11 protein-coding genes are annotated in these 12,433 nt (G+C 66.3%); 8 read left to right on the top strand and 3 right to left on the bottom strand.

What is annotated here, in order from left to right; translation table 11 throughout:
- Positions 1–613 precede the first annotated feature (613 nt).
- Together QZM67_RS07050 and QZM67_RS07045 are read left to right on the top strand one after the other, a co-directional pair.
- A complete protein-coding gene (locus tag QZM67_RS07050) occupies positions 614–1,330 on the top strand; it encodes an ABC transporter permease (RefSeq protein ID WP_089454520.1) in 717 nt (238 codons plus the stop codon).
- The gene (locus QZM67_RS07045; protein ID WP_301801491.1) at positions 1,327–2,238 is read left to right on the top strand and encodes a glycine betaine ABC transporter substrate-binding protein; all 912 of its coding nucleotides are present in this window, start codon (positions 1,327–1,329) and stop codon (positions 2,236–2,238) included. The genes QZM67_RS07050 and QZM67_RS07045 overlap by 4 nt, the downstream gene beginning before the upstream one ends.
- A gap of 27 nt (positions 2,239–2,265) precedes the next feature.
- Here QZM67_RS07045 and QZM67_RS07040 read toward each other — a convergent pair whose 3' ends face one another.
- Complete coding sequence (locus QZM67_RS07040) at positions 2,266–3,318, bottom strand: RNA-guided endonuclease TnpB family protein (RefSeq protein WP_175020851.1); 1,053 nt, start codon at positions 3,316–3,318, stop codon at positions 2,266–2,268.
- Positions 3,319–3,437: 119 nt separating this feature from the next.
- On the opposite strand from QZM67_RS07040, the gene QZM67_RS07035 reads away from it, so the two are divergent.
- Together QZM67_RS07035 and QZM67_RS07030 are read left to right on the top strand one after the other, a co-directional pair.
- Positions 3,438–4,091 carry an ABC transporter permease gene (locus QZM67_RS07035; RefSeq protein ID WP_043184058.1) on the top strand — a complete coding sequence of 218 codons (654 nt, stop codon included), beginning with the start codon at positions 3,438–3,440 and terminating at the stop codon, positions 4,089–4,091.
- Positions 4,088–5,263 (top strand): ABC transporter ATP-binding protein, encoded by a 1,176-nt coding sequence (locus QZM67_RS07030; RefSeq protein ID WP_301801490.1) that lies wholly within the window; start codon positions 4,088–4,090, stop codon positions 5,261–5,263. The genes QZM67_RS07035 and QZM67_RS07030 overlap by 4 nt, the downstream gene beginning before the upstream one ends.
- 171 nt (positions 5,264–5,434) lie before the next feature.
- Here the strand turns inward: QZM67_RS07030 and QZM67_RS07025 are convergent, their stop codons facing one another.
- Positions 5,435–5,833 carry a surface-adhesin E family protein gene (locus QZM67_RS07025; RefSeq protein WP_301801489.1) on the bottom strand — a complete coding sequence of 133 codons (399 nt, stop codon included), beginning with the start codon at positions 5,831–5,833 and terminating at the stop codon, positions 5,435–5,437.
- 349 nt (positions 5,834–6,182) lie between these two features.
- On the opposite strand from QZM67_RS07025, the gene QZM67_RS07020 reads away from it, so the two are divergent.
- On the top strand, positions 6,183–8,618 hold the full coding sequence (locus QZM67_RS07020; RefSeq protein ID WP_301801488.1) for a PEP-utilizing enzyme: 2,436 nt from the start codon (positions 6,183–6,185) through the stop codon (positions 8,616–8,618).
- Between the two features lie 35 nt (positions 8,619–8,653).
- On the opposite strand, the gene QZM67_RS07015 is transcribed toward QZM67_RS07020, so the two are convergent.
- Positions 8,654–9,028, bottom strand: a complete 375-nt coding sequence (locus QZM67_RS07015) for a sugar ABC transporter ATPase (protein WP_301801487.1) — start codon at positions 9,026–9,028, stop codon at positions 8,654–8,656.
- Between the two features lie 279 nt (positions 9,029–9,307).
- Here QZM67_RS07015 and QZM67_RS07010 point away from each other — a divergent pair, with 279 nt between their 5' ends.
- The 3 genes from QZM67_RS07010 (at position 9,308) to QZM67_RS07000 (ending at position 12,408) form a co-directional block, all read left to right on the top strand.
- Entirely contained in the window at positions 9,308–10,288 is a 981-nt protein-coding gene (locus QZM67_RS07010; protein WP_301801486.1) for a helix-turn-helix domain-containing GNAT family N-acetyltransferase, read from the top strand.
- A gap of 548 nt (positions 10,289–10,836) precedes the next feature.
- On the top strand, positions 10,837–11,058 hold the full coding sequence (locus QZM67_RS07005) for a hypothetical protein (RefSeq protein WP_089454528.1): 222 nt from the start codon (positions 10,837–10,839) through the stop codon (positions 11,056–11,058).
- Between the two features lie 240 nt (positions 11,059–11,298).
- The gene (locus QZM67_RS07000) at positions 11,299–12,408 is read left to right on the top strand and encodes a polyamine ABC transporter substrate-binding protein (protein WP_175020955.1); all 1,110 of its coding nucleotides are present in this window, start codon (positions 11,299–11,301) and stop codon (positions 12,406–12,408) included.
- Positions 12,409–12,433: the final 25 nt, after the last annotated feature.

Below are 12,433 nucleotides of genomic sequence, written 5' to 3'. Positions count from 1 at the left end.
CCAGGACTTCGTGCGGATACACGGTGGCGCGTGACGGTCGAGCATGACGCAAGCCCACTCGCGAAATCCACTTCGAGACTACCGACCCGCCTATTGATTCGGAATTCGAATCACTTTCTGTACGCTCGATCCTCCCCTGCTTCATCGCAGCCGCACGATCGGCGGTGCGCAATCGCGTTCGTCCCCAAGGTAGACGCGATCATTTGATTACTCTATACTCGGCCCAACTTCATCACAAAATGCATGATCTCGTGTGCAACGTGATGTCATTTCGCAATTCGTTGCGCATGCATCCGTTTCGCCACATCAAGGGGGCCTCCGGCTCCAGCGGCAGGCTTCACGCCCGCCGCATCCATGCCGTCTTCACACGACGGTGCCCTGCTCGAACGCGCCTCGCCGTTACGGCGCCGCCGGGCTGAACATGACAATCAGACGAACGCAGCGTTGCGTTCACTCGACCGCCAGTCGCACATCGTTGCGGCCGGCAGGACTGTTTCCGTCAGTTCAAATCGCGGCCATGCCGGGATCACGAACTTCCATCGCGGCGCCATCCGGCGTCTACGTGGCGCGCGCCTGCGCGTGTGCCGCACCGAGATTGAGGGGGTGTATCTTCATGACTCGACGCACTGTCCAGCTGGTGGGCAGCCTGATAGCCATCGTCGCCATCGCCTGGGCGCTCGCGCGCGGTATCGGCGCCGACACGTTCAGCCAGCGCGCGGACGATCTCGCGTACTACGCGGGCCAGCACATGCTGCTGGTCGTCTATTCGATGACGCTCGCGATCGCCGTGGGCGTGCCGGCCGGCGTGCTGCTGAGCCGGCCGCGATTCCAGCATCAGGCCGAGCGCTTCATGCAGATCTTCAACATCGGCAACACGATCCCGTCGCTCGCCGTGCTCGCCATCGCGCTCGGCATCTTCGGCATCGGCAACGTGCCCGCGATCGTCGCGCTGTTCCTCGCGTCGCTGCTGCCCATCACGCGCAACACCTACGAAGGCATGAAGAACGTGCCCGCCGCACTGCGCGAAGCCGCCAAGGGCATCGGCATGACGGGCTGGCAATCGCTCGTGCGCGTGGAGTTGCCCGATGCGCTGCCGATCATCGTCGGCGGCGTGCGCACCGCGCTTGCGATCAACGTCGGGACGGCCCCGCTCGCCTACCTGATCGGCGCGGACAGCCTCGGCTCGCTGATTTTCCCCGGTATCTATCTCGACAACCAGCCGCTGCTGCTGCTCGGCGCGTCGCTCACCGCGATCCTCGCGCTCGTGCTGGACGGCCTCGTCGCGGCCGGCAGCCGCCATTGGCTCGCACGCCACGGAGGTGCGGCATGACACTCCACCGCACCATTCGATCGCTCGCGCGCCTGTGCGCCGTGGCCGCGTTGTGCATGGCGGCGAGCGCACCGGCATGCGCGACGAAGCTCGTGCTGGGCGCGAAGAACTTCACCGAGCAATACGTGCTGGCGGAAGTCACCGCGCAGTACCTGCGCTCGCGCGGCTACGACGTGGAAGTCCGTTCGGGTCTCGGCAGCACGCTCACGCGCAGCGCGCTGGAGAACGGCCAGTTCGATCTCATGTGGGACTACACGGGCACCGCCGCGCTCGTCTACAACAAGATCAACGACAAGCTGTCGCCCGAAGAAATGTACCGGCGCGTCAAGGCACTCGACGTGCCGCGCGGGCTCGTCTGGCTCGACGCGTCGCCGCTCAACGACACCTACGCGATCGGCCTGCCGAGCCAGCTCGTGGAGGCCACCGGCATCCGCACGGTGTCACAGCTCGCCGAGCACCTGAAGACCGATCCGGCCGCGAAGCACTACGTGTTCGGCATGGATGCGGAATTCGCGAATCGCCCCGACGGGCTGAAGCCGCTGCTCGCCGCTTACGGCATGCAGTTCAGCCGCGCGCAGTTGAAGCAGATGGACCCGGGGCTGGTCTACACGGCGCTGCACAACAACCAGTTGAAGATCGGCCTCGTCTACACGACCGACGGACGCGTGAAGGGTTTCGGCATCGTGCCGCTCGAGGACGACAAGCACTTCTTCCCGCCGTACAACGCGACGCCAGTGGTGCGCAAGGACACGCTCGATCGCAATCCTAAGCTCGCGACGCAGCTCAACGCGCTGTCGCCCGCGCTCGACAACGACGTGATGCAGGCGATGGCCAAGGAGGTCGACCTCGACGGCAAGTCGCCGCGCGACGTCGCCGACGCGTTCCTGCGCACGCACAAGCTGCCTTGAAGGAGAACCGTTGACGTCCTCCTCCGCCTAAAGGCGGAAGATTCCCACACCTGGCGATGCACGTCCGCATCGGAGAATGTTCAGCGCAGCGTTGATATCACGATCATGCACGACACCACATCCACTGCAGGCCCACTCTCTTATTCGCAGTCCCGCGATACCTTTCGGCCGCGTCGTGCTGTCTTGCGACCCGCACGCCGAACAGAACTGGGTAGAACCGCTTTCGTCGACTTCCTCGAACGTGGCTCCGTGCGCGATCGCCTTGTAACGGAGCCTGTCCCGGAAGGACGACCAGGATGCGTCGTAGACGCTCTTCGCCATCCTGGTTCTGGCGAGTTTCGCGGCCGACACGTTGCCAACCGCGATGTAATCGAAGCGTCGTATCAGATCGAGCGCGAGCTTGTGCTGGAAGTCGGCGCGGGCATTCGCCACCTTGGCGTGCAGCTTCGCGATATGCCGCCTGTGCTTTCGCGCCCGTTGCGCTTTCGCCAGCTTTTCCGCCGCTCGTCGACCGAACGGGTCATTGGGCAGCTTCTCGCCGGTCGAAAGTGTGGCGAAGTCTTTCAGGCCGAGATCGATACCGACGCCGGAACGGATTGGACGGGCCTGCACATCGGGCATCTCGATCACGATGTTGAGAAACCAGTTGCCGCGTGCATCCTGCGCAAAGTTGGTCCCGTCCTTGATCTTGCCTTCGGGAAGCGCTCGGCTGTTGAATACGCGGAAGGTGTTGCCGGCGAAACGGAACGCGTCACCCTCGCGCTTCAGGTCGCGCCCCTTCAGCGGCACCCAGCCCAGCGATTTCCTGCCGCGGTAGCGCAGGTAAGGGCGACGGTGCTGACTGCGCGACTTCGCATATTGCTCGCACGTTGCGTTGACCGTGCCGGAGTGAATGCCGAGTTCCTTGCTGCTACCAGTAGTGAACACATTCAAGTCGAAACCCGTCGGCCACTTCTTGCTCCACTTGAGCGCATGCTTCTGCGTGTCATTGCAGAAGTTCCAGACGTAGTTCACCGCACGGCTCTGCTTGTTGAGCAGTCCGTTGAGCGACTTCACGCGGTAGCGGTAGACAAGGATCATGCCGGTGATCCTAACCCGTGGAAGAAGCTGCCTGTCAACAGCATTCCCTTCCTTCCCGCCATCCGCCCCGAAGGAAGTCCCCTTGGGGGAAATGGCGGGGTTTCTCGGAGCAAATTCTGATGAGCGTATTCGACTATCTCGCGTCGAGCTGGCCCGAACTGCTGCAGCTCACGCTGCAGCACATCTGGCTGGTCGGCATCGCCGTAGGCTGCGCGATCGTGGCCGGCGTGCCGCTCGGCATCCTGATCAACCGCCACGACTGGCTCGCCGGGCCGCTGCTCGGCGTCGCGACCATCGTGCTCACGCTGCCGTCCATCGCACTGTTCGGCCTGATGATCCCGTTCTTCTCGCGCTTCGGCCAGGGGATCGGCGCCGCCCCCGCGATCACCGCCGTGTTCCTGTATTCGCTGCTGCCGATCATGCGCAACACCTACCTCGCGCTGCACAACGTGGATGCGGGCATCAAGGAAGCCGGCACCGGCATCGGCATGACCGCGTGGCAGCGCCTGCGGCTCGTCGACCTGCCGCTGGCGGTGCCGGTGATTCTCGCGGGCGTGCGCACCGCGGTCGTGATGAACATCGGCGTGATGACGATCGCCGCCGTGGTCGGCGCGGGCGGGCTCGGCACGCTGATCCTGCGCGCCATCGGCCAGAGCAGCATGATGAAACTGCTGGTGGGCGCGGTGCTCGTGAGCCTGCTCGCGATCGTCGCCGACCGGCTCCTGCAGATGCTGCAGCGGGCATTGACACCGAAGGGAGTGCAGAAGACATGATCGAACTCGACCAACTGACCAAGACCTTCACCCGCAAGGACGGCCAGGCCGTGCGCGCCGTCGACGCCGTGAGCCTGTCGGTGGCCGAGGGGGAAATCTGCGTGTTCCTCGGCCCGTCGGGCTGCGGCAAGACCACCACGCTGAAGATGATCAACCGGCTGATCGCCCCCACGTCCGGCCGCGTGCTGATCAACGGCGAGGATACCGCGCAGCTGAATGAGGTCGACCTGCGGCGCCACATCGGCTACGTGATCCAGCAGATCGGGTTGTTCCCGAACATGACGATCGAGGAAAACATCACCGTCGTGCCGCGCCTGCTGGGCTGGGACAAGAAGCGCTGCGCCGAACGCGCGCGCGACCTGATGGCGATGGTCGCGCTCGATCCGAAGCTGTACCTGAAACGCTATCCGCGCGAACTCTCGGGCGGGCAGCAGCAGCGTATCGGCGTGATCCGCGCGCTGGCCGCCGATCCGCCGGTGCTGCTGATGGACGAGCCGTTCGGCGCGGTCGATCCGATCAATCGCGAATCGATCCAGAACGAGTTTTTCCAGATGCAGCGGCAACTGAACAAGACCGTGATCATGGTCAGCCACGATATCGACGAAGCGATCAAGCTGGGCGATCGCATCGCCGTGTTCCGGCGCGGCCAGCTCGTGCAATACGATCACCCCGACACGCTGCTCGCCCGCCCGCGCGACGAATTCGTCGCGCAGTTCGTGGGCCAGGACAGCACGCTCAAGCGTCTGCTGCTCGTGAAGGCCGGCGACGCCGCCACGCAGCCCGAAACGGCACGGGTCGATACGCCGCTGGCACACGCGCTCGCCGTGATGGACGAAACCGATTGCCGCTACCTGACCGTGCTCGACGATGCGGGCCGCGCGCTCGGCTACGTGACGCGCCGCGCGGCGCGCACCGACGGCGGCGTGTGCGGCGAGCGCGTGACGCCCTTCCCGGCCGGCGTCGCGGCGGACGACAATCTGCGCATCGTGCTGTCGAAGATGTACCAGTACAGCGCGTCGTGGATGCCGGTGCTCGACCCCGACGGTGCCTGGCTCGGCGAGATCACGCAGGACTCGATCGCCGCTTACCTCAGCTCGGGTCGCTCGCGCCGGCAGACGGGCCAGCCGCCCGGCAGCCCTGCCGACGCGGTCGCTGCAAGCGCCACGCATTGATTCGTCGCCGTGCCGGTGCACCATCGCACCGGCACGGGCATGGGCACGGGCAAGCGAATCGGTGCCGTGCGCGATGAGAAAAATGCGGCCAGGCCCGGCGATTACACGCCGCTTGACCCGCCTTCAACTGGAAACCGTCAAACCGGAACCGGCGAGCGGACGCCATTTCCATCATCCGCGTTTCCCGCAGACGTAATCCATGACCAGCGTCTGAATGGAGTCGCGCTCGGCATACCGGTAATCATCCGAATCTTCGCGAGATACGTAGACCTCGCCCGGCTGCGCTCCGACCATGCTGGTCTTGCCCATCGCCCAGGTCTTGTTCTCGCAGTCGAACGACCAATCGGAAACGAGGCGCTTCACCGGAAACGGCGCCGAGTAACGGCGCGGCTCGGCATAAACGATCTTGACCGTCACCCACGAATTGAGCGGATGACGCTCGACGGAAGCGGGATCCACATAGAGCGCGATAGCCGGGCCCGGGCCAAGCGTGGTCCAGTTCCCGGCCCACGCACCGCTTGCGACGAACGCAAGCCATGCGCCCGCGATCCAGCGTCTTTTCATTTTCATTCCTCGAATCCGGCTTGGTGAATTCCAGCGGCCTGATTCTACTTTCTCAGTTCACGCGAAGTGTGCGATTCGATCCGGATCATTCACCGGCTTCGACTCATTTCGTCCAATCGACAACCGATCACATCTATCGGTCACGTATCGAAAAATCCGACGCGCGGAATGAATCGCGAATCGAATGAAATCGACTCGCGTAGAATGCCGGCAACAATCAAGCATCAAGCCGAGCGGGCCGCCCTTCCATTCCACTCGCACCGGCGCAACGCGAACAAGACCCGCGGCATCCGCCGATGGCATCGCCCTGCCCGGGCGTGTGCCATCGCGACGATCGCCCGCCGATCCAGCCTCCATGAGCAAACCGATCCTGTACCTCCTCGCCGGCAACGGCAGCGCGGCCGACTGGTGGGACGATGCACTGCCCCACTTCCGGCATTACCGGCCCGTGCCGCTGGAACTGCCGGGCTTCGGCGACAACCCCGCGCCGCCCTGCGACGATCTCGCCGCGTATGCGCAAGCGCTGCTGGATGCGACCGAACCGGGCCACGCGATCATGGCGGTCGGCGTGAATGCGCTGCTGGTGCTGCACGCGCTGCAGCGGCGCCCCGGCCACTTCAGCCGCAGCGTCCTGCTCGCGCCCGTCGGTGCGTTCCTGTGGGAACGGCGCCTGCCGAAACTGATGGCGCCGACACCGCTGCGCAAGACCATCCACTGGCTGCTCGCGCACTACCCGGCGCTGTTCGCCCGCAAGTTCTCGAACCTGACCTGGACGCGCGCCCAGTACCGCCGCATGGGCGCCGGCTATGCGCGTTGCCGCGCGTTCCTGCCGCACTGGGATCTCGTGCGCGCCGATACCGCGCTACCGCTGCTCGAGTGGGTCACCGATCGCATCGAACTCGTGTGGGGCGACCAGGACAACGTGCTCGGCGTGCGCCAGGCCGCCGCGTGGTCGGCCATCCTCGCGCGCACCGACCTCACCGTCACGCTGCAGGCCGGCTGGGGACACTATCCGTGGATCGACACGCCGGCGGCGTTCGCGCAGTGGCTCGAAGCGGGCGACGCCGGCTTCGTCGCGCACACCAAGGGCGGGCGCCTGGCGCTGGCCACGATGGCCGGCCTGCCCGTGCCGCCCGCGCTGTCGCTGACCCGTGCCGACGATCCGCGCCTGCCCGGCTTTCTCGCGAGCCAGCCCGACGCCGAGTGGGCGATCCGCTCGTCGAGCCACGGAGAAGACCAGGCCGATGCGGCCAACGCCGGCCTGCACACCACGTTCCTGCGCGTACCGGCAGCGCAAGCGGCCGCGCGCGTGGCCGAGCTGCTCGACGGTGGCCTCGAGGAAACGGTCGTACAGCGCTTCATCACGCCCGCGCTGTCGGGTATCGCGTTCGTGCGTCATCTCGCCGTCGAAGTCGAATGGGTGGAAGGCCACCTCGAAACGCTCGCCGACGGACAAGCCAGCCCACAGCGCGCGATCCTGTCGCGGCTCGGCGAGCCCTGGCAACGCGGCACGTTCCCGACCGCGCACGGCCTGAGCGCGACGCAGCTGTGGGACTTCCTGCAGCGCGTGCTGCGCGCGTTCCACTACGTGCCGGGCGATGTCGAATGGGCGTGGGACGGCAAGCAGCTGTGGCTGCTGCAGTACCGCCCGATCAGCAGCTACGGCTGGCACCGGCACCTGACCGCCGCGAACATCGCCGAGATCCTGCCGCCGCAGCCGAGCCGTCTGGTCGAGTATGCGCAACGGCGCGCGGCCGGCAGCATCCCGGCCATCATGGCGCGCTGGGATGCACGCGTACTGCAGGACAACGAACCATTTACCGCACTCTATGGCGGTGCGTCGTACATCAACAACGACCTGTTCCTCGCCCGCCTCGCCGACTGGGGCGTGTCGGCCGGCAACTACAGCGGCGAGATCGGCGGCGCGACGCCGCCGCTGCGCTGGCGACCGCTGCGGCTGCTGCGTTCGCTGCCGGTGTTCTGGCGCATGCTGCGCGTTGCGCGCGGGCATCTGCCGACGCTCGAGCGCGGCTTGCAGCGCTTCGACCGCGAACTCGCGACGCTCGTCGAGCGACGCGCCGACGGCCAGCAACTGGCCGACTGGTTCACGCGCTTCTATGTATTCGTCGTGCAGGGCAACCTGTGCATCGCGTCATCGCTGGCCAGCAGCGGCGGCGCACTGTGGGGCCGTCCGCCAACCGCATACGGCCAGCTCGACGACAGCCCGCATCGCCTGCCGTGGGAAACCGATCCGGGCACCACGCGGCCCGCCCCCGTCAGCCTGCCGCTGCAGGCGTTTCCCGACTGGCCGCTGCCGGTCCGCGTGCTCCACACGCTCGGCGCGCCCGGCATGCGCGGCTGGTATCTGCAGGTGCGCGAGTGGTATCGCGACAACCTGATGCGGGTGTTCTTCCGCCTGCATCACGCGATGCCGGCCGCCGACCGCGACGCGTGGTTCGCCCCGCATCCCGAGCGCCGCGAACGCAACGGCAGCTTCTGGCAGGACGGCAGCGAAGGCACCGACGAGGCGGCCGGCTTCATGATCTATCCGGGCCACACGCAAGGTGTGCTCGGCCACGACATCCTGCTGGAAGACACGCTCGACCCGGGCCGGCATGCGCAGTACCAGGCCGCGCGCGCCGTGATCGCGCGGATGGGCGGCCGGCTGTCGCACGGCGCGACGCTGCTGCGCGAGCTGCGCAAGCCGTCGGCCGTGCTGCCGCGCGTCGATGCGGCGTGGATCGGGCGCGAGGTGCGGCTCAGCGACGGCCGGCTGACACTGGTCGAATAGGCGCGGCGCCGCGTGCCTGAGCCGCGATGCGCGACTCAGCGCACCGGCGTGCGGACTTTCCCGTCGACCTTCAACGTGCGCCGGTCGTGCGCGGCTTCGTATTCGACCGTCTGCGCGGGCGTGACCGCACCGTACGAACGGCCGTTCACATAGACGGTACCGTCCCGCAGCTCGACCCGGTCGCCGTCGACCGTCGCGGTGGCCTGTTCGCCCTGCAGCACCGCGCCCGAGCAACCGGCGGTCGAAAAGCTGCGGACCGACGTGCCCGGCATCGCGGCGATCCCGCCCTGATCCGCCGCATGCGCCGCGCTGCAAGGCGGCGCATCCATGCTGCCGGCAGCGTAGGCCGCGCCGGCGCTGATGCCGCATCCGGCAAGCAACGCAATCGTCATCGGCTTCAGATTGTTCATGGTGGCTCCGTTGTCCGCGGCCGCGGATCGATGACCGGCCGACGCCCGTGCTCGCATGGCTGGCAGGCCGGATGCATCGAGTATGCGTCCAGTTCGCGGCACGCCGCCATCCGCGCCAGTACCACTTGCCGCCCGCCCCTCTGCTCCCCCTTGATCCGCGCCGACACCGACCTCCGGGAGTGCCCCCTCGGCACCACCCGTCCACATGAAACGCCTCCTTGATCAAGTTGCGACTCGCAACTATTATTGATTGCGATCCGCAACCTTTTCAGGGCAACCATGGACCTCATCGACGCTCCCGCCAAGCCTCGCGAAGCGACCATCCTCGAGCTGCGCGACTTCTCCCGCAAACTGGTTCGCGAGCTCGGCTTCATGCGCGCGACGCTGGCCGACAGCGACTGGGCGCCTTCGGCCGTTCACGCGATCCTCGAGATCGGGACGGCGCCCGGCATCAATGCCCGCGATCTGGGCAACATCCTGCGGCTGGACAAATCGAACACGAGCCGGCAACTCGCGCGGCTCGAGGCGGCCGGAGTCGTGGAGCGGCGCGTGTCGAGCGACGATGCGCGCGCGACCGAGCTGTACCTGACCGCCGAGGGGAAAAAGCTCCAGAAAAGAATCGACACCTTCGCGACCGATCAGGTGTCGAATGCGCTGCGCCGCATGGTGCCCGCCGACCAGCAGGCGCTGCTGCGCTCGCTCGCGCTGTATGCCGATGCGCTCGCGCAGGACAACGCCGCCAAGGCGTCCGCCGCCACACCCGATGCGCCCTCGATCCGCGAAGGCTACCAGCCGGGCTGCATCGGCGATATCGCGAGCCTGCACGCGCGCTTCTATTCGGAACACTGGGGCTTCGGCGCCTTTTTCGAAAAGCGGGTGGCGACCGAGCTGGCCGAGTTCGCCGGTGCGCTGCCGGCCGACGGCAAGGCGCTTTGGCTGTGCCAGGAAGACGGACGGACCCTCGCGTCGCTCGTGATCGACGGCGACCCGGCAACGGGCGTCGCGCACCTGCGATGGTTCATCGTGAACGACGCGTTGCGCGGGTCCGGCATCGGGCGCCGGCTCATGACGGAAGCCATGCGCTTCGTCGACGCGCGGCGCTTTCGCGAAACCTGCCTGTGGACGTTCAAGGGCCTGGATTCGGCGCGCCATCTGTACGAGTCGTTCGGCTTCACGCTGACCCGTGAATCCGCGGGCACGCAATGGGGCACCGAGGTGGTCGAGCAGCGCTTCAGCCGGCCCGGGCCGTCCGGCGGCTGAGGTTCGACGGGGCGCAGTTGCGCGATGCGCATCGTCTGGTGGAAGGCGGCGGCATGACCGGCAAGGTCGTGGTCGCGCGCGCCGCGGAAGACACGATGAAGTAAGTCAGGGACGCCGTGCGATGGCTGCCGTTATCGACGACGTCCCGTCGCCCGGTTTCCGGCCCGCCAACCGGGCCGCGACAGCCTGAGCAATGTCGTGTCGGGGCGCAACCCGGGCAGCAAGCCGTCGAATATTCTCATCACTTCGCGCCTGTCCTGACCGGCAAGACAGCCTCGCTTGCACGATTCGCCCGTCATCACCCTCACGCCACGCGCATCCATCGGCCTTCGAATCACTAGGGAAAATCCGGAGACATCCTTACAGCGATTTACCTGATGATTCACGGAAGCGTCATGTTTCGGCGATTCGGTGGTTCGCCAAGCTTTCAACGCGTGTCACGAAGCCGATGCCGCCCTGCGGCAAACGCGATGACCGAAGCCTGAAACGGCAGTCGCTGGCAAACCGCCAGGTGTTCAATACTTTCAACAACCCGGTCGAGAGTAATCGTGAGATTCCGTGGCCCGCTGGTGCGGTGGAGACGAGGCGATGCGCGACACCTGCGCGCCGCGATCGCGTCCTCCGACGACAGTGACGGCGGGCAAAGTCCTCGCCTGTCCCTGTCGATCTACACCATCCTGTCCCGCCGTTCCGTTCGCCGCCACAACGCCGTCGCCGCGCGTGCCTACGTCGCGATCCATACCGACGACGTGGCATCGTTGCTGCCTTAGCGCTCGCCCCCTTCCCTGTATCCGTTCGACCTGCTCGCCGTGTCGCCCGACCGGTGACGGGATCGTCCCGCGCTTCGCTTTCGCGCAGCCCGGCCCGAGATCGAACGGACTCCTGATCGTCGCGCACCGCATTCGCTCGCGGCGCACGGCGGTCGCGCACGCCCGCTTCATCCGATGAACCATCGCGCAACGACCCGCGCCTCGCGGCTCGACACGCGCACCGAAATGGAAGACTTCTTCATGCGAATCCGCACGCTTCGCCGCGCCCTTGCAACCGCCGCCATCCTGGCGGTCGCCGCGGCCGCCGGCACGGCCGCCCACGCGGCCGGCGAACTGAACATCTACAACTGGTCCGACTACATCGCGCCGGACACGATCCCGAACTTCCAGAAGCAGACGGGCCTCCACGTCCGCTACGACAACTACGACAACGACGACACGCTGCAGGCGAAACTGCTGTCGGGGAATTCCGGCTACGACATCGTCGTGCCGACGTCGAACTACATGGCCAAGCAGATCCAGGCGAGCGTCTACCAGCCGCTCGACAAGTCGAAGCTGCCGAACCTGTCGAACCTCGATCCGCTGCTGATGAAGATGGTCGCCGATGCCGATCCGGGCAACCAGTACGGCGTGCCCTGGGCATACGGTACCGACGGCATCGGCTACAACGTGCAGGCCGTGAAGAAGGCGCTCGGCGACAAGGCGCCGGTCGACAGCTGGGCGCTGGTGTTCGATCCGGCCAACATGGCCAAGCTGAAGAGCTGCGGCGTGTCGTTCCTCGACCAGGCCGTCGACGTGTTCGCGGCCACGCTGCAGTACATGGGCAAGGACCCGAACAGCACGAACCCGGCCGACTATCATGCCGCGTTCGAGGTGCTGAAGAAGGTGCGCCCGTACATCACGCAGTTCAACTCGTCGGGCTACATCAACGATCTCGCGAACAACGACCTGTGCGTGTCGCTCGGCTACTCGGGCGACATCGGCATCGCACACCGCCGCACCGCCGAAGCGAAGCGCCCGTACGAGATCCGCTTCGCGAATCCGAAGGAAGGCGGGCTGCTGTGGTTCGACATGATGGTGATCCCGAAGGACGCGCCGAACCGCGACGCCGCGCTGAAGTGGATCAACTACGTTCAGGATCCGAAGGTCAATGCGGGCATCACCAACGCGGTGTTCTACCCGACCGCGAACAAGGCCGCGCGCCAGTACGTGAAGCCCGCGATCGCGCGTGACCCGTCGGTGTATCCGGGCGACGACGTGTTGAGCAAGATGACGCTGCTCAAGCCGATGCCGCCCGAGATTCGCCGGCTGCAGAACCGGCTGTGGGCGCAGTTGAAGACCGGGCGCTAAGCCGCGCACCGAAGTAACGGATCGT

This window comes from Burkholderia sp. AU45251, from assembly GCF_030482905.1.
In the GTDB taxonomy this organism is placed as follows: domain Bacteria; phylum Pseudomonadota; class Gammaproteobacteria; order Burkholderiales; family Burkholderiaceae; genus Burkholderia; species Burkholderia aenigmatica.
Note: the sequence above shows the minus strand (reverse complement) of the source record. Positions and strands in the feature narration are given on the sequence as shown.